We start from the raw sequence: 16,609 nt of genomic DNA, 5'->3' as shown, positions 1-16,609 counted from the left end.
CCTGCGAGCATGACGGGCTTCGGGACGGCCCGGGGGCCGAGCCCGTGGGGCACGCTGGAGGTCGCGATCCGGACCCTCAACCACCGCTGTCTCGACGTCTCGTGCCACTGGCCGCGCGGCTGGCCCTCGCTGGATCCCCGGGTCCGGGATCGGGTGGCGGCCCGGCTGGTGCGGGGGCGGGTCGAGGTGAGCGTGGTGGCGCAGGAGTTGGAGACCGCCCGGCGAAGTGTGCGGGTGAACGCGGCGGTTTTGCGCCGGTATTGGCAACAGTTGACGCAAATCCAGCAGGAGATCGGATCCTCGGTCGCCTTCTCGGTCGCCGACCTCCTGGTGCTTCCGGAGGTCGTCTCGGTCGATGAGACGCCGCCCGAGGAGGATGCCCTCTGGGAGGCGCTGGCCCCGCTGGTCGACGCGGCCCTCGACCAGGTGGAGCGCATGCGCCGGGTCGAGGGGACCAGGCTCTGGCAGGAGACCGCGGCCCGGCTGGACGCGGTGGAGGCGGCGCTGGGGCGCCTACGCGAGCAGGGCGGCCAGTGGGCCCGGCTCCACCAGCAGCGGCTCGAGCAGAGGCTGGCGGGGTTGCTGGCGGGCTCGGCGCTGATCACGGAGGGGAGGCGCCTGCTGGAGGACGAGGCCTTCCGCCAGCGCCTGGCCCAGGAGGTGGCCATCGCCGCCGACAAGGCCGACGTGTCGGAGGAGCTGGACCGCCTGGCGGAGCACGTGGCCCACATGCGCCAGCTGGCGGCGGAGCCGGCGCCGGGCCGGCGGATGGAGTTCTTGCTGAGGGAGATGGACCGGGAGCTATCCACGGCCACCGCCAAGGTCGCCCAGGCCGAGGCGGTCCACCGCCTCATCGAGCTTCGGGCCGAGGTCGAGCGGATGCGTGAGCAGATCGCCAACTTCGAGTAGGGGGGCCAGCGGGTGGAGATTCGACTGATCAACATCGGCTTCGGCAACATCGTCTCGGCCAATCGCATCGTGGCCATCGTCAGCCCCGAGTCGGCGCCCATCAAGCGCATCATCCAGGAGTCCAGGGACCGGGGCCGGCTCATCGACGCGACGTACGGGCGCCGGACCCGGGCGGTCATCATCACCGACAGCGAGCACGTCATCCTGTCGGCCGTGCAGCCCGAGACGGTCGCGCACCGGTTGACGAGCCGGGATCAGGCGGAGACGCCCGCGCCCGCCCAATGACCGCCTCCCCCGCGACACCCGGCCCGCTCGAGCGCGGCTTCCTGGTGGTGGTCTCCGGCCCCGGCGGCGTCGGCAAGAATACCCTGGTCAACGCCGTGCGGCGTCGCATGCCCGAGCTGCTCTACTCGATCTCGGTGACGACCCGGCCGCCGCGGCCCGGTGAGATCCACGGGCGTGACTACTTCTTCGTCACCACCGAACGCTTCGCCCGGTTGGTGGAGGCGGGGGAGCTGCTGGAGTGGGCCCGCTTCGGCGACCACCTTTACGGCACGCCGGCGCGCTACGTCTCCGAAGCGGTCTGTTCGGGGCGCATCGTGCTGCTCGACATCGACATCCAGGGGGCACAGCAGCTGCGGGCCTCCCGGCGGCTCGACGCCGTCTTCGTCTTCTTGTTGCCGCCGTCGCTGGAGACGTTGCGGGAGCGCCTGATCCGCCGGGCCTCCGACGACCCTCGTGCCATCGAGCGGCGGATGGCCATGGCCTTGACAGAGATGGAAGCCGCGCCCGATTATGACTACGTCATCGTCAACGCGAACGTGGACGAGGCGAGCCTGCTGCTGGAGTCCATCATCCGGGCCGAGGCCTGTCGGCCCCACCGGCTCCGCTGGCCGACGGGGGCACGGGCGGACGCGTCGCGACAGGAGACCCGGCCCGGTCGGTAGAGGGAGTGGGCGGGACCGTGCTCAACCAGCCGCCGCTTTACGAGATGCTGGCCAAGAACCCGGCTCGCAGCCGCTACACGCTGGTGGCGGCCGCCGCCCGGCGTGCGCGGCAGCTCCTGGAGGGAGAGCCGCCGGTGGTGGCCATCGACTCCACCAAGCCGGTCACCATCGCCCTGCACGAGATCTACCAGGGGCTCGTGCTCTGCGAGCTGCCGTCCCGGAGCGGGGTCAAGTAGACCACGGCGCCAGGACATCGTCCCCGCCCGCCGGCGTCGGTGGCGGCCCTGGTCGCCATCGACCCCCAGGATGCCGCGATCGACCACCCCCTGAGCTACCTGGCCCCCGAGGGAGAGCCCCTGCCCGCTCCCGGCGAGCGGGTCCAAGTGCCGCTGCGCCAGCGCGTGGTGCGCGGATGGGTCGTGGCCCATGCGCCGGCTCCCGGCGGCGTGCGCCTCAAGCGGATCGTCGGGGTGGGCCCCGGCGAGGAGCGTTGCCCGGCCGACGCCCTGGCCCTGGCTCGGTGGCTGGCCCACCGGTACCTCGCCCCCCTGGGGGCGGCCATCGACATCGTCGCTCCGCCCCCCGCGCGTCGGGGTGCCCCGCGGGGATTCGGCGGCGTGGCATCCGACGCGCGGGCCGACGGCCTGCAAGGGCCCGGCTCGCCGGAGCCGCCGCTGACGGTGTGGCAGCGGGAGGCGCTGGCCCCCATCGTCGAAGCCATCCAGCGCCGGCAGGCTCAGCGATTCTTGCTGTGGGGCGTGACCGCCAGCGGCAAGACACGGGTCTACGAGGAGGCCGTGGCGGCCTGCCTGCAGGCCGGCCGCTCGGCGGTGTTGCTGGTGCCCGAGATCGCCCTGACGCCGCAGCTGGTCGGCTCGCTGCGCCGCCGCTTCGGCGACCGGATCGCGGTGCTGCACAGCCAGATGGCGGCGGGCTGGAGGCGCCACCACTGGGAGCGGGTCCGCTCGGGCGAAGCCCGGGTCGTGGTGGGCGCTCGCTCGGCGGTGCTGGCGCCCGTGGCCGACGTGGGGCTGTTCGTGCTGGACGAGGAGCATGAGTCCTCGTACAAGCAGGACGAGTCGCCCCGCTACCACGCCCGGGAGGTGGCCTTCCACCGGGCCACGGAGGCGGGGGCGGCCGTCGTGCTCGGCAGTGCCACGCCCTCCCTGGAGTCCATGCAGGCAGCCCTCGACGGTCAGTTGAGGCTGTTGCGGCTGCCCGAGCGCATCGACGCGCGCCCCATGCCGAGTGCCCGCATCGTGGACCTTCGCGAGGAGCTGGCCGCCACCGGCGAGGTGTCGCCCATCAGCCGGCCCCTGCGGGAGGCCCTGCGGGAAGTGGTGGCCCACCGGGAGCAGGCCATCGTCTTCGTCAATCGCCGCGGCTTCTCGGGGGCCCTCATCTGCCGGGCGTGCGGCTTCTCCTGGCGGTGCCCGCACTGCGACGTGGGCCTCACCTATCACCACGGGCCCGGTCGGGGCTCGCTGCGGTGCCACTACTGCGGCTACGAGACCGAGGTGACCGGGCGCTGCCCTCGCTGCGGCGACGAGGAGATCGCAGCGGTGGGCTTCGGCACCCAGCGGGTGCAGGCCGCCCTCGCTGCCGCCTTCCCCGGGGTCCCCGTCTTGCGCATGGACGCCGACACCACGGGCCGACGCGACGCGCACCGGCGCATCCTGGACGCGTTCGCCCGGCAGGCGCCTGCCATCCTGGTCGGCACCCAGATGGTGGCCAAGGGCCACGACTTCCCCGGCGTCACCCTGGCGGCGGCAGTGCTGGCCGACGTGACGCTGCAGCTGCCCGACTTCCGCGCGGCCGAGCGGACCTTCCAGCACCTGGTGCAGGTGGCGGGGCGGGCCGGCCGCGGTCCGCGTCCCGGCCAGGTCATCGTCCAGACCTTCCAGCCCGACCATCCCAGCATCCGGGCCGCCGTCTCGGGTGAGGCCGAGCGCTTCTATCATCGGGAGCTCGCCTTCCGGCGCCGGTGGTCCTACCCGCCTTTCGGGGAGCTGGTGCGGCTGGTGGCCCAGGATCCGGAGGAGCCTCGGGCCCGGGGTGCAGCCGTCGAGATGGCCCGGCGCCTGGAGGAGGCGGCTGCGGGACGGAGCGGGGTGAAGGTGCTGGGTCCGGCACCGGCGCCCCTCGCCCGGCTGCGGGATCGGTGGCGGTGGCAGGTGGTGGTACGAGGCCCGTCGCCACTCCCACGGGAGCTGGTGCGTGGCCTGGTGGAGTCGGAGCCCCTGACGGGTGCCTTGCGACCCGAGTCGGTGGTGGTGGATCCCGACCCCGTGGACGTGCTGTGAGGGCGGGTCGTCACCGCCTGCTATAATACCCGTTGACGACGAGCAGGCCGCGAAGGGCCAGGAGGCGAGGCGGGCGATCGGTTGGCTCTGTTGCCCATTCGCAAGCATCCGGATCCGGTGCTGCGTCAGCGGGCGAAGCCGGTGGAGCGCATCACGCGCCGGCATCGCAAGCTGATCGAGGACATGCGCCAGACGATGTACGAGGCGCCCGGGGTGGGCCTCGCGGCCAACCAGGTGGGTGTGCTGGAGCGCGTCATCGTGGTGGATCCGGGCGACCGGTTCATGGCGCTGATCAACCCGGAGATCGTGGAGCACCACGGCGTGGACGTCGACGTGGAGGGTTGCCTCAGCATCCCCGGCGTGACGGGCTACGTGGAGCGCGCGGCCGTGGTGCGCGTACGCGCGCTGGACGAGCGCGGCCGTCCGGTCGAGCTCGAGGCCGAGGGGTACCTGGCGCGCATCATCCAGCACGAGGTGGATCACCTGGACGGGGTGCTCTTCATCGACAAGGCGAGCCGCCTGGTGGAGGAGACGGAGCCCGCGGGCGAGGCCGCCGCGGCCGGGGGGCGGGGCCAACACCCGGCCCGTACCGAGGAGGCGAGCCCCTGAAGCTGGTCTTCGCCGGCACGCCGGACTTCGCCGTGCCGAGCCTCGAGGCCCTGGTGCGCGAGGGGCACCAGATCGGGCGGGTCGTCACGCAACCCGACCGGGCTCGGGGCCGGGGTCAGCGACTGGCTCCGCCGCCCGTCAAGGAGGCCGCGTCGAGGTTGGGGATGGCCGTCTGGCAGCCCGAGCGCCCCGACGCCGAGCAGTGGCTCGAGGTGCTGGCCGAGACGGGAGCCGACGCGCTGGTGGTGGTCGCCTTCGCCCACAAGATCCCGCCGCCCGTCCTGACGTATCCCCGGCACGGCTGCATCAACGTCCACGCCTCGTTGCTGCCCCGGTGGCGAGGAGCCGCTCCCATCGCCCGCGCCATCCTGGAGGGCGACCGCATCACGGGCGTCACCATCATGCGGATGGACGAGGGCTGGGATACGGGACCCATCCTGTTGCAGGCGACCGAGGTGATCGGCGACCACGACACGGCCGCCTCCCTGCACGATCGCCTGGCCGTGCGAGGGGCCGGGCTCCTGGTGGAGGCGCTGGCCCGGCTGGAGCACGGCACGCTCCGCCCGGTTGCCCAGCCGCCCACCGGGGCCACTCTGGCGCCCCGGCTCGACAAGGAGGAGGGCCTGGTCGACTGGAGCGCGCCGGCCGTGCGCATCGAACGGCAGGTGCGGGCCTTCACGCCGTGGCCTGGCGCCTACACCACCCTCGACGGCCGACGGGTGCGTCTCGTGGAGGCGCGAGTCGAGCCCGAGCCCCGGCCGGGGGTGCAACCGGGCGCCATCTTGGGCGTCGACGCCCGAGCGGGCGCCCTGCTGGTGGGGTGCGGGGCGGGCAGCGTCTTGAGGCTGCATCGGGTGCAGCCGGAGGGGAGCCGGGTCATGACGGGCCTGGACCTCGCCAACGGCCTGCGCCTGACGCCGGGGCGCCACCTGGGCGGGTGAGGGGCGGTGGAGAGCCGGGAGGTGCCCGGGCTCGTCGCCCGGCGCCTGGCCGTGCAGGCGCTGGAGCGCCTCGAGCGCGAGGGCGCCTACCTGTCGCTGGCGTTGCGGGCCCTGCTGGCGCGGCGCCACGCCTCGCCGGCGCAGGCCGCGGCCGCGACCGCCCTGGCGACGGGGGTCGTGCGATGGAGGAGCCGGCTCGACTATGCCCTGGGTCGGGTGAGCCGTCGCCCCCGCGACTCCGTCGACCCCACCCTGTGGCAGATCCTGCGGGTGGCCGCTTACGAGATCGGCTTCTCCCGGGAGACCCCCGCGCCCGTCGCGGTGGACCTGGCTGTCCGCCAGGCACGCGACCTGGGCGGCGGGCCGGCGGCCTTCGCCAACGCCGTGTTGCGGGCCCTGGTGCGAGAGGCCGACGGCGGGCTTCCCGCTCCCTCCGACGGCCCCCTCGACGCCCGGCTGGCCGTGACCCACTCACATCCGCGCTGGCTCGTGCGCCGGTGGCTCGACCGCTGGGGCGCCACCACCACCGAGGCCATCCTGCGGGCCGACAACGAGCCGTTGCCCCTGTCGGTGCGGGTCAATCCGCTACGCGCCACCCCCGAGCGGCTCGGCGAGGTCTGGCGCGCCCGGGGAGTGAGGGCCCATCCCACCCCCCTGGTGCCCGGGGGGCTGTGGCTGGAGGGAGGCGGGGGAGCCGTGGAGTCGCTGCCGGGCTTCGAGGAAGGGTGGTTCACGCCGCAGAGCGAGGCCGCGATGCTGGCGGGCCACGTCGCGGGCGCCCGAGCCGGCGAGCGGATCGCCGATCTGTGCGCCGCCCCGGGCGGCAAGACGACCCACCTGGCCGAGTCGAGCGGCGACGCGGCGCGAATCGTCGCGATCGACGCCCACGCGGCACGCCTCGGTCTGGTGCGCCGCAATGCCCGCCGTCTGGGATTGCGCTCCATCCGCACGGTGCTCGGCGACGCCACCCGGGTCCCCCTCGCGCCGGGTCGCTTCGATCTCGTGCTGCTGGACGCCCCCTGCACGGCCCTCGGCACGCTGGCGCGCCATCCCGACGTCCGGTGGCGACGCCGTCTCGAGGACGTGGAGGCCATGGCCCGACTTCAGCGCGAGCTGTTGGAGGCGGCCGTGGATCTGCTGCGCCCCGGCGGCCGCCTCATCTACAGCGTCTGCTCCTTCGAGGCGGAGGAGACGGTGGAGCACGTGCGGCGGCTGTCAGCCGACGCGCGCCTCGAGCGGGTCCCCATCCCGCCGCCGCAGGCGCCGGCCGGCCTCGACTGCGCGCAGCCGGAGACGGCGGAGGGCCTCATCCTGCTTCCCCACCGGTGTCGGACCGATGGGTTCTTTGTCGTGCGATTCGACCGATCGCGCGTCACACGACCGGCAGGAGGGCGCGCTGCCGGACACGAAAAGTGAGCCACCATCGTTACCGACACGGCCGCACCCGGGAGCCTCACGCGTGAGGATGGGGGCAGGGCGGCCGCTTCTTTTCACCGAGTCCGGCTGAGAGGAGTGTCACACCGAAAGTGATACGCGTCTTGGTCGCCGACAACAACATCGAGCTCGTCGAGACGCTGGAGAGCTACCTCAACAGCCTGCCCGACATGGAGGTGGTCGGACGGGCCTACGATGGCGAGGAAGCCCTGGCCAAGATCGAGCGCCTGAGCCCCGACGTCGTCATCCTGGACATCACCATGCCGCACCTGGACGGGCTCGCCGTCATGGAGCGCCTGCGGCACATGGACGGGGTGGCGACCAGCGACTCGGGCCGGTTGATTCGCCCGGCCGTCATCGTCCTGACCGCCTTCGGGCGGGAGGACGTGATCCAGCGCTTCACCGAGCTGGGTGCTCAATACTTCATCGTGAAACCGTTCGACCTGGATCTGCTGGCCCAACGGATCCGGGAGTTCGGCACGGCGCAGGAGTCCGCGGCGCACGACGATGAGAGCGGTCCCCCCGTCTCCCGCGGCGCCCGGGCCGGCGACTGGGTGACGCAGGGCCAGGACGCCGAGGCCGCCATCACGGGGCTGCTCCACCAGGTGGGGGTGCCGGCTCACTTCAAGGGCTACATCTACCTGCGCGATGCGGTCTTGATGGTGGTGCGCGAGAACCGGATGCTGGGCGGATCGCTGACCAAGGAGATCTATCCGCGCCTGGCCGACAAGTACGGCACCACGGCGGGAGGCGTCGAGGCCGCCATCCGAAACGCCATCATGGCGGCGTGGGAGCACGGCAACCGCGACCTGTTGCGGGCCCTGACCGGCATCGGCACCCGCGACGATCGGTTGCCCACCAACTCCCTGATGATCGCGAAGCTCGCGGATCGGGTGCGCTTCTACGGGAGCCTGCCGCCGCTGCAGGGACTGGAGAAGTCCGCCTAGGGGAGAATGGTCGGGGCGAGAGGACTTGAACCTCCGGCCTTGCGGTCCCGAACCGCACGCTCTGACCAAACTGAGCTACGCCCCGACGCCGGCACCGGCGTGACCGCCGGGGTGCGCACCCTGCCGTGGTATAATCTCGGCTGGGCCGTGCCCCGGCCCTTACGTCCGGGCAGCGCCAGTATACTGCCCGGTCGGGAAGCGTGTCAATTGAGGGGTGGAGCGCACAGGGATGGCCCGAGCTGCGGCGAGGGCACCCGGCCTGCCCGAGACGGTGCTCCCGCTGGGCCTGGTGCGGCCCCGGTCCGAGCTGCGGCACTGGATGGCCCAGCAGGGCGAGCCGGCCTACCGGGGATCGCAGGTGGGGGAGTGGGTCTTCGGCCACGGCGTCGCCGATCCCCTGGCGATGACCGATCTGCCCGTCGGTCTGCGGGAGCGCCTGCGCGCGTCGGCCTGGCAGGCCCGGCTGACGGCGCTGGCGGTGCAGGCCGACGCGGATGGCACGCAGAAAGCCGTATTGATGCTCGAGGCGGCGGGGCTCGTCCCGGCGCGCGTCGAGACCGTCGTGATCCCCGAGGGGGATCGCCTGACCCTCTGCGTCTCGACGCAGGCCGGGTGCGCGGTCGGCTGTCCCTTCTGCGCGACCGGGCAGGTGGGCCTGCGGCGCAACCTGACCGCGGCCGAGATCGCCGGACAGTTGCTGTGGGCCCGGGCGCACGCCGGGCGGTGGCCGACCCACGTGGTCTTCATGGGGATGGGTGAGCCGATGGCCAACTGGCGGGCGCTGCGCCAGTCCATCGACCTGATCCGCGCGCCCGACGGCTTCGGCATCGGCGTGCGCCGGCTGACGGTCTCCACCTCGGGCGTCGTGCCCGGCATACGGGCGCTGGCGGCCGAGCCGACGCTGGAGGTCAACCTGGCCATCTCGTTGCACGCCGCTGACGACGATTTGCGCGATCGGCTGGTGCCGCTCAATCGCCGCTGGCCCCTGTCGGAGTTGATGGGGGCGGTGCGGGCGTACGTCGAGGCGACCCGGCGCCGGGTCTCCTTCGAGTACGTCATGCTGGGCGGTGTCAACGACGGGCCGCTCCACGCTCGCCAGCTGGCCACCCTGTTGAGCGGCTTGCTCTGCCACGTCAACCTCATCCCCTACAACCCGGTACCCGGGCTGCCCTTCGAGCCCTCGAGCCCGGGCGCGGTCCGCCGCTTTAGGGCGGCGCTGGCGCACGCCGGCATCCCCGTCACGGTGCGCCGTCCCCGGGGGCGAGCCATCGACGCGGCCTGTGGGCAGCTGGGGGCCCGGTGGGAGCGTCGACGGCTCGTGGAGGTGAGCGCCGGTCGAGACGGCCTGGGTGAGTGACCGGGGCGCGGGCCGCACCCGCAACGAGGACGCCTGCGTCGCCCGCGGCGACCTGCTCCTGGTCGCCGACGGCATGGGGGGCTATGCAGGCGGCGACGTGGCCGCGCGCCTGGCGGCCGAGACGCTGGCCGACCCGCCGCTCGCCGCGCCGCCGCAGGCCGGGGCAGTGCGCGCCGCCTTCGAGCGGGCCCATGGCCGGATCCGGGAGATGGCGGCAAGGCACCCCGGGTGGCAGGAGATGGGCACCACCCTCACCGCGGCATGGGTCGGGCAGGGGCGTCTGGTCGTGGGGCACGTGGGCGACAGTCGGGCCTATCTGATCCGTGGGGGCCGCGCCACCCAGTTGACGCAGGACCACTCCGTGGCGGGCGAGCTGATGCGAGACGGGCATCTGACCCAGCAGGAAGCTCGCCGGCATCCGCAGCGCCACATGCTGACCCGGTCACTGGGCGGCGAGCGTGCGCCAGAGGTGGACGTGGTGGAGGTGCCCCTGGCGCCGGGCGACCGGCTGGTGCTCTGCACCGATGGCTTGACCGGCGCGCTGGAGACCGACGAGATCGCACGAATGGTCTCGGGGGCGCACTCGGCGCGCGAAGCCGCTGACGCCTTGCTCCGGGAGGCCATCCGAAGGCAGGCCCCGGACGACGTGACGGTGGTGGTGGCCTTCGTCGAGGCCGACGATCTGGAGCGAGAGGCGGCCCCGGGGAGCGTGAGCATGTCGTGAGCGCGCTGTCACGGCTGGCGGCCGGCCGCTACCGGCTCATGGATCGGGTGGGCGAGGGCGGCATGGCCGTCGTCTACCGGGCCATGGACGAGCTGTTGGGCCGGGTCGTGGCCGTCAAGATGCTGCGCGACCAGTTCACCGCGGACCGAGAGTTCGTCGAGCGGTTCCGCCGGGAGGCCCAGGCCGCGGCGCGCCTGTCGCACCCCCACGTGGTGCAGGTCTTCGACGTGGGCCAGGACCAGGGCGCCCACTACATCGTCATGGAGTTCGTCGACGGCAAGAGCCTCAAGCAGGTCTTGCGCGAGCGGGGGCGGCTCTCGCCCGAGGCCGCCGTGGCCGTGGCGCTGGCGGTGGCCAGGGCTCTGGCGCACGCCCACCGCCACGGCCTGGTGCACCGCGATATCAAGCCCCACAACATCCTCATCACCGCCGAGGGCCTGGTCAAGGTGGCGGACTTCGGCATCGCCCGGGCGGCCAGTGCCGCTTCTTTGACCGACTCGGGCACCATCCTGGGCTCCGTCCACTACTTCTCGCCGGAGCAGGCCCGGGGCCAGACCATCGGCGCTCCCAGCGACATCTACTCGCTGGGCATCGTGCTGTACGAGATGCTGGCCGGGCAGGTCCCCTTCTCCGCCGACTCGCCGGTGGCCGTGGCGCTCCGGCACATCCACGACCCGGTCCCGCCTCTGAGCGAGCGGGTCCCCGGCATCCCGCCGGCGCTGGAGCGCGCGGTCATGCACGCGCTGGCCAAGGCACCGGGCGAGCGGCCGGCCTCGGCCGACGCCTTCGCCGAGGAGCTGCGCCAGGCCGTGCCGCAGGCCGAGGAGTTCGCGACCGTGACGCTGGTGCAGGGGGCGACCCCGGCTTCCGGCGAACGTGGCCGCGGCGTCCTCCACGGCGAGCCCCTCGGTCAAGCCGCCAGCCCGGCACGGGCCGGTATCGACGGCGCCGTGACGCGGGTCGTGAGCAGGAGCCGGATGGAGGCGGCCGGTGGCGAGGGGCTCTCGGGGCACGAGGAGGGAGTCGAGACGAGTCGCGGACAGCGCCCCGCCCGGGGGCGGCGCGGACGGTTGGTCCGGTGGGCCTTCGTCCTCGCCTTCCTGGGGGGGATGTTGTGGGCCAGCACCCGTCTGCTCGATCTGCTCTTCCCCCGGGAGGTCATGGTGCCGACGGTGGTGGGCCGCACCGAGGCCGAGGCACGGGCCATCCTGGCGCAGCAGTCGCTGGAGTACGGGGTCGACCAGCGCATCTACTCCGACAGCGTGCCGATGGGGCACGTCATCCGTCAGGATCCCGAGCCCGGCCGGCGGGTGCGGGAGGGCCGGCGCGTCTGGGTGACGCTCAGCCTGGGGCCCGAGGTGGGCGTGGTCCCCGACGTGGTCGGGCGCCCCTTGCGCGAGGCGCAGGTGGCCATCACGCAAGGCGGCTTCGTGCTGGGCGAGGTGACGACCCGCTACGAGGCCCGGCTGACACCCAATACCGTGGTGCTGCAGGATCCCGCGGCCGGCTCCCGACTCGAGAAGGGGCGCCCCATCCACCTGGTGGTCAGCCGGGGAGACGAGCCCCTTCAGACCGTGATGCTGCCCGACTTCACGGGGCTGCCGCTGGAGCAGGTGAGGGCCCAGATCGAGAGCCTGGGGCTGCAGCTCGGCTCGACGTGGGCCCAGCCCGACCCCAACTTCCCCGACGGTACCGTCATCGACCAAAACCCGATGCCAGGCAGCGAGGTGGAGCAGGGCTCGCCCGTCGACCTCATCTACAGCCAGGCGACGCCCGTGCCGGGGCCGACCCTGGGGCTCGTGCCCGAGTTCGGTGGGGCGGCCGGCCAGGTGCCGGGCGCGTCGGGTGGCACGCCGGCGCCGCAGGCGCCTGTCCAACCGGCCCAACCATTGCCGGCGGCCGGTGGCCCGGGCCCCGGCAGCGGGCAGGGTGCGACCAGCGCGACGGCGGCGCCGGGCACGAGCGGCGTCACCCGCTGGCGTACGGCGGAGGTCAACATCCAGGTCCCGCCCGGCGGCAACCAGGAGGTGGTCATCCTGGTCATCGACGACTTCGGGGCCTCGGAGGCCTACCGGGAGACCCTGCCCGGCGGGACCTACCTGACGCAGCGGGTCCGAGGTCGAGGGGCCTCGGCCCGGTTTCAGGTCTACATCGACGGTCGGATGGTGACCGACGAGCCCTTCCCCGCGCCGGGGCAGGGGTGACCGCGTTGCCGCGCGGCAGGGGGGAGGCATGACCGACCTCGAGACGGCGGCGCACGAGCCGGAGCCATCGGAGACGACGGGGATGGTGGTGACCCGGCAGGCCGGCTTCTATACGGTCTGGCTCCCGTCGGGCCAGCGCATCCTCTCGGTGCTGCGGGGCAAGGTGCGCAAGGGCGGCCCGGTGGTGGCCGGCGACCGGGTGCGCGTCCGCATCGGCCAGGACGGCCGGGGCGTCATCGAAGAGGTGCTGCCGCGCACCAGCCACCTGATCCGCCCGCCGGTGGCCAACGTGACGCGGGTGGTGGCGGTGGTGGCCGGCCCCGAGCCGGACCTGGGCTGGCTGGACCGGCTGCTGGTGGTGGCCGAGTCGCAGGGGCTCTCGTGCGTCGTCTGCCTCAACAAGATCGACCGGACCGACCCGGAGACGGTCCAATCCTTTCGCTCGCTTTACCAGGCGGTGGGATATCCCGTGGCGACCACCAGCGCCCGCACGGGCGAGGGGATCGGCCCCCTGGCGGCGCTGCTGGTGGGCCACGTCAGCACCCTGAGCGGCCCGTCGGGTGTCGGCAAGTCCTCGTTGCTCAACGTGCTGTGCCCCGAGGCGCGGCTCGAGGTGGGCGACGTCTCGGCCAGGTCCCAGCGTGGTCGGCACACCACCCGCGTGGTGCGGCTGCTGGAGCTGCCGGACGGGGGGCTTCTGGCCGACACGCCCGGCTTCTCCCGCCTGGACCTGGAGGGCGTCGAAGCCCGAGAGCTGTGGCGGCTGATGCCCGACATCCGCCGGGAGGCGGCGCACTGTCGCTTCAAGGAGCGATGCCTGCACCGCGGGGAGGAGGGCTGCGCCCTGCCCGAGGCGGTGGAGCAGGGACGGGTGGCTCCGTCACGGTACCGGCACTATCGGCGGCTGCTGGACGAGGCCCTTCAACGGGAGGCCAGGCGATACTCGTGAGCGTCAAGATCGCCCCGTCGCTGCTGGCAGCGGACTTCGCCCACCTGGCCCACGAGGTGGGTCGGGTGCCCAACGCCGACTGGCTGCACGTGGACGTCATGGACGGCCACTTCGTGCCCAATCTCACCATCGGCCCGCCGGTGGTGCAGGCGTTGCGGCGGGTGACGTCGCTGCCCCTGGACGTGCACCTGATGGTGGAGGCGCCGGAGCGCTGGCTCGAGGCCTTCGCCCGGGCCGGGGCCGACCGGCTCACCATCCACGTGGAGGCCACCGTGCACCTCGATCGTCTCCTGCGGCAGATCCGGGAGCTGGGGCTGCACCCCGGCGCCGCCCTCAACCCCGCAACGCCCGTGGAGAGCCTCCGCTACGTCGTGGAGCTGGTGGACCAGGTGCTGGTGATGACGGTCAACCCCGGCTTCGGCGGACAGCCCTTCATCCCCGGCATGCTGCGCAAGGTGGCGGAGGTGCGCCGGCTGCTGGAGTCGCAGGGCTCGCACGCGGACGTGGTGGTCGACGGTGGCGTCGACGAACGGACCGCGCCGCACCTGGTCGCCGCGGGCGCCAGCGTGCTGGTGGCGGGCACCTCGGTCTTCGGCGATCCCGACCCGGCGGCCGCCCTGACCCGCCTGCGCAGGACCGCGCGGCCGCCGTCAGACCGCTAGCTGCACCTTGCCGGCCTTGAGGCAGCGCGTGCAGACGTACGCCCGCTCCACGCGGCCGTCGAGGACGATGCGGCGCCGGTGCAGATTGGGGAGCCACCGCCGGTGGGTGTGCCGGTTGGACTTGCTCACATTGAACCCGGTCATGGCACCCTTGCCGCAGACCCTGCACTGACGAGCCACGTCTTTGTCCACCCTTCTCGTCCGTAACATGAGCCGGCGCCCATTTTACCACGGCTGCGCCCTCGAGAGGGAGCCGAAGCGAGGCAGGGAATATGGGATGGGCGGGCCGTCTGTTATGATGGCGCCGCGAGGAGGCGCGGGCCGTGAGTGTGACGTTGACCAACGAGTTCGGGCGCATCCGGCTCTCCGAGGAGGCGCTGTCGGCCATCGCCGGCTACGCCGCCCGGGAGTGCTACGGCATCGTGGGGGTGGCCGCTCGCAGCGTCCCCGACGGCATCGCGGAGCTGTTGGGGCTGGAGAGCATCCATCGCGGCGTCGAGATCCGGGTCGATGACGGCGAGTACGTGGTCATCAACCTCTTCGTCATCGTCGAGTACGGCGTCAACATCCTCCAGGTGGCCCGCAACGTGATGGAGCAGGTGCGCCACCGCCTGGAGCAACTGTCGGGATTGACGGTGGCCCAGGTCAACGTGCACGTCCAGGGCGTACGCGTCGCGGAGTCGGACCGTCGGCGCAGCCATGAAAGCTATTCCCGGAGGGCATAGGAGATGGATGCTTCGGCCGCACCACGCAGAAACCGTCTCTTCCTGACCTGGATGCAACTGGCCGTCCAGATGCTGGAGCAGGCTCGAGCCGAGATCGACGCCCTCAACGTCTTTCCCGTCCCCGATGGCGACACCGGCACCAACATGTCCCTCACCATGGGCGCCGCGTTACGCGAGGTGGAGCGCAAGGGCCCCGATGCTCGGCTGGAGGAGCTGGTGACCGCGGCCTCGCAGGGCGCCCTGATGGGGGCACGGGGCAACTCCGGCGTCATCCTGTCGCAGTTCATGCGAGGGTTCGCACGGGTGCTGGCCTCTCCCCGCCACCCGGGCGAGAAGGGGCCCGCCATGGTGGCGCGGGCCTTGCAGGAGGCGGCCGATACCGCCTACCGCGCCGTCATCAAGCCGGTGGAGGGCACCATGCTGAGCGTGGGGCGGGCGGCTGCCCGGTCGGCCGAGAAGCTGGTCCACCGCCGGCCCGCCGCTCGCATCCCCGATGTGCTGGAGGCGGCGCTGGAGGGCGCCCGCGCCGCGCTGACGCAGACCCCCCGCCAGCTGCCGGTGCTGGCGCAGGCCGGGGTGGTCGACGCGGGCGGGCGGGGCCTCGTGGTGCTCTTGGAGGCCGCGGTGCGGGCAGCGCGGGGCGAGGTGGAGCTCGAGGCCTCGGCCGCACCCGCCGGGACGGCGCCCGATCACGGTGCGGCGCCGGCGGTGGAGGCGGTGCCGGGGCACGGGGGTATCGCGGAGACCGACGTCACGTTTCGCTACTGCACCGAGTTCCTGGTGCGCGGCCGCGCCATCCCCCACCAGCTGCTCCTGGAGGCGCTACAGGATCTGGGCGACTCGCTGTTGGTGGTGGGCGATGCCGATCTGGTCAAGGTGCACGTCCACACCAACCACCCGGGCCAGGCCCTGGAGGCGGGGCTGCGGTGGGGCGAGCTGTTGGCCATCTCCATCAACAACATGCAGGAGCAAAACCGCCAGGCGGCCCGCAAGGCCGCCTCCCGGGGGGCCCACGCGCCTGCCCCTCCCGCCGCCTCGGCCCGGGGCGCCGGGGTGGTCAGGCCCAACCGGTACCCGCACGCCTGGGCAGCCGGCGCGCGACGGCCGTGGTCGCGCCGTCGGGCAACTCGCACGCGCCCCGTACGACGGCTCGGGCCGCGTCCACGCCCCCGGCCGGGCTCCTCGCGGCCAGGGGTGCGCCCGCCACGGAGCGAGAGGCCGGCGTCGTCGCGGTGGTGAGTGGCGAGGGGCTGGCCCGCATCTTCCGCAGCCTGGGCGTCGACGAGATCGTCGACGGCGGCCAGACGATGAACCCCAGCATCGAGGAATTGATGGCGTCGGTCCGTCGCACCGCCGCCCGCAGCGTGTTGCTGTTGCCCAACAACAAGAACGTCCTGATGACGGCGCGCCAGGTGGCGGAGATCTCGGAGAAGCCGGTGAGGGTGGTCCCGTCGAGGACCCTGCCGGAGGGACTGGCCGCCGCCCTGGCCTTTCGCGAGGATCGAGGGCTCGACGCCAACGTCCAGCAGATGGAGAAGGCCTGTGCTCGCGTGGCCAGCGGGGAGGTGACCTACGCCATCCGCGACTCTCGCTTCGGGGATCGGGTCATCCACGCCGGTGACATCGTGGGCATGGCGGACGGCGAGCTGGTCTCGGTGGGCCGCGACGTGGCCGCCGTGACCACGGCGGTGGCCCGGCGCCTGCTCAGCGACGGGCGCAGCCTGCTCACCCTCTACTGGGGTCACGGCGTGACCCGGGAGGAGGCCGATCGGCTGGCCGAGGCCCTGCGCGCCACGTTGCCGGGCATCGAGCTGGAGCTCTACTACGGAGGCCAGCCCCTCTTCTTCTACTTGCTCTCGGCCGAATGACGGCTTCGACGCACGACGACGAGCTCGCAC

18 protein-coding genes and 1 tRNA gene are annotated in these 16,609 nt (G+C 72.9%); 17 read left to right on the top strand and 2 right to left on the bottom strand.

All coding sequences use genetic code 11. The features are described from left to right. Window positions 1–9: 9 nt before the first annotated feature. From VLY81_RS08010 to spo0A, 9 genes are all read left to right on the top strand, one after another. Window positions 10–909, top strand: a complete 900-nt coding sequence (locus VLY81_RS08010) for a YicC family protein (RefSeq protein ID WP_324667640.1) — start codon at window positions 10–12, stop codon at window positions 907–909. 12 nt (window positions 910–921) lie between these two features. Next, complete coding sequence (remA, locus tag VLY81_RS08005) at window positions 922–1,194, top strand: extracellular matrix/biofilm regulator RemA (protein WP_324667639.1); 273 nt, start codon at window positions 922–924, stop codon at window positions 1,192–1,194. Further along, a complete protein-coding gene (gene gmk / locus VLY81_RS08000; protein ID WP_324667638.1) occupies window positions 1,191–1,856 on the top strand; it encodes a guanylate kinase in 666 nt (221 codons plus the stop codon). Before remA ends, gmk begins: the two co-directional genes overlap by 4 nt. 5 nt (window positions 1,857–1,861) lie before the next feature. Continuing rightward, complete coding sequence (gene rpoZ / locus VLY81_RS07995) at window positions 1,862–2,092, top strand: DNA-directed RNA polymerase subunit omega (protein ID WP_324667637.1); 231 nt, start codon at window positions 1,862–1,864, stop codon at window positions 2,090–2,092. Between the two features lie 39 nt (window positions 2,093–2,131). Then, window positions 2,132–4,159, top strand: coding sequence for a replication restart helicase PriA (priA, locus tag VLY81_RS07990; protein WP_324667636.1), 2,028 nt, complete (start codon window positions 2,132–2,134; stop codon window positions 4,157–4,159). A 90-nt stretch (window positions 4,160–4,249) separates the two neighbouring features. Beyond that, window positions 4,250–4,768: a peptide deformylase gene (gene def / locus VLY81_RS07985; protein ID WP_324667635.1), complete on the top strand. Its 519-nt coding sequence runs from the start codon at window positions 4,250–4,252 to the stop codon at window positions 4,766–4,768. Continuing rightward, window positions 4,765–5,709, top strand: a complete 945-nt coding sequence (gene fmt / locus VLY81_RS07980) for a methionyl-tRNA formyltransferase (RefSeq protein ID WP_324670371.1) — start codon at window positions 4,765–4,767, stop codon at window positions 5,707–5,709. Before def ends, fmt begins: the two co-directional genes overlap by 4 nt. A gap of 6 nt (window positions 5,710–5,715) precedes the next feature. Beyond that, complete coding sequence (gene rsmB, locus VLY81_RS07975) at window positions 5,716–7,125, top strand: 16S rRNA (cytosine(967)-C(5))-methyltransferase RsmB (protein ID WP_324667634.1); 1,410 nt, start codon at window positions 5,716–5,718, stop codon at window positions 7,123–7,125. Window positions 7,126–7,235: 110 nt separating this feature from the next. Next, window positions 7,236–8,090, top strand: a complete 855-nt coding sequence (gene spo0A, locus VLY81_RS07970; protein WP_324667633.1) for a sporulation transcription factor Spo0A — start codon at window positions 7,236–7,238, stop codon at window positions 8,088–8,090. A gap of 7 nt (window positions 8,091–8,097) precedes the next feature. Here the strand turns inward: spo0A and VLY81_RS07965 are convergent. Continuing rightward, window positions 8,098–8,175, bottom strand: a tRNA-Pro gene (locus VLY81_RS07965). Window positions 8,176–8,319: 144 nt separating this feature from the next. Here VLY81_RS07965 and rlmN point away from each other — a divergent pair. From rlmN to rpe, 5 genes are read left to right on the top strand one after another with little or no spacing between them, the layout of a single operon-like run. Beyond that, complete coding sequence (gene rlmN / locus VLY81_RS07960; protein WP_324667632.1) at window positions 8,320–9,447, top strand: dual-specificity RNA methyltransferase RlmN; 1,128 nt, start codon at window positions 8,320–8,322, stop codon at window positions 9,445–9,447. After that, window positions 9,440–10,171: a PP2C family protein-serine/threonine phosphatase gene (locus tag VLY81_RS07955; protein ID WP_324667631.1), complete on the top strand. Its 732-nt coding sequence runs from the start codon at window positions 9,440–9,442 to the stop codon at window positions 10,169–10,171. Before rlmN ends, VLY81_RS07955 begins: the two co-directional genes overlap by 8 nt. Continuing rightward, on the top strand, window positions 10,168–12,375 hold the full coding sequence (pknB, locus tag VLY81_RS07950; protein WP_324667630.1) for a Stk1 family PASTA domain-containing Ser/Thr kinase: 2,208 nt from the start codon (window positions 10,168–10,170) through the stop codon (window positions 12,373–12,375). The genes VLY81_RS07955 and pknB overlap by 4 nt, the downstream gene beginning before the upstream one ends. A 28-nt stretch (window positions 12,376–12,403) precedes the next feature. Next, window positions 12,404–13,324 (top strand): ribosome small subunit-dependent GTPase A, encoded by a 921-nt coding sequence (rsgA, locus tag VLY81_RS07945; protein ID WP_324667629.1) that lies wholly within the window; start codon window positions 12,404–12,406, stop codon window positions 13,322–13,324. Then, window positions 13,321–13,986, top strand: a complete 666-nt coding sequence (gene rpe, locus VLY81_RS07940) for a ribulose-phosphate 3-epimerase (protein ID WP_324667628.1) — start codon at window positions 13,321–13,323, stop codon at window positions 13,984–13,986. The genes rsgA and rpe overlap by 4 nt, the downstream gene beginning before the upstream one ends. On the opposite strand, the gene rpmB is transcribed toward rpe, so the two are convergent. Then, window positions 13,975–14,166 (bottom strand): 50S ribosomal protein L28, encoded by a 192-nt coding sequence (gene rpmB, locus VLY81_RS07935; RefSeq protein WP_405001233.1) that lies wholly within the window; start codon window positions 14,164–14,166, stop codon window positions 13,975–13,977. The two genes, rpe and rpmB, sit on opposite strands and share 12 nt — an antisense overlap. 143 nt (window positions 14,167–14,309) lie before the next feature. Here rpmB and VLY81_RS07930 point away from each other — a divergent pair, with 143 nt between their 5' ends. The 3 genes from VLY81_RS07930 to VLY81_RS07920 are packed head-to-tail and all read left to right on the top strand — an operon-like array spanning window position 14,310 to window position 16,579. Beyond that, complete coding sequence (locus VLY81_RS07930; protein ID WP_324667626.1) at window positions 14,310–14,711, top strand: Asp23/Gls24 family envelope stress response protein; 402 nt, start codon at window positions 14,310–14,312, stop codon at window positions 14,709–14,711. 51 nt (window positions 14,712–14,762) lie between these two features. After that, the gene (locus VLY81_RS07925) at window positions 14,763–15,950 is read left to right on the top strand and encodes a DAK2 domain-containing protein (protein ID WP_324667625.1); all 1,188 of its coding nucleotides are present in this window, start codon (window positions 14,763–14,765) and stop codon (window positions 15,948–15,950) included. Continuing rightward, window positions 15,947–16,579, top strand: a complete 633-nt coding sequence (locus tag VLY81_RS07920; protein WP_324667624.1) for a hypothetical protein — start codon at window positions 15,947–15,949, stop codon at window positions 16,577–16,579. The genes VLY81_RS07925 and VLY81_RS07920 overlap by 4 nt, the downstream gene beginning before the upstream one ends. The last annotated feature ends 30 nt before the right edge of the window (window positions 16,580–16,609 follow it).

Origin of the sequence: Limnochorda sp. LNt, assembly GCF_035593265.1 — a bacterium.
Lineage (GTDB): Bacteria > Bacillota > Limnochordia > Limnochordales > Geochordaceae > Geochorda > Geochorda subterranea.
This window is presented reverse-complemented; position numbering and strand designations above follow the sequence as displayed.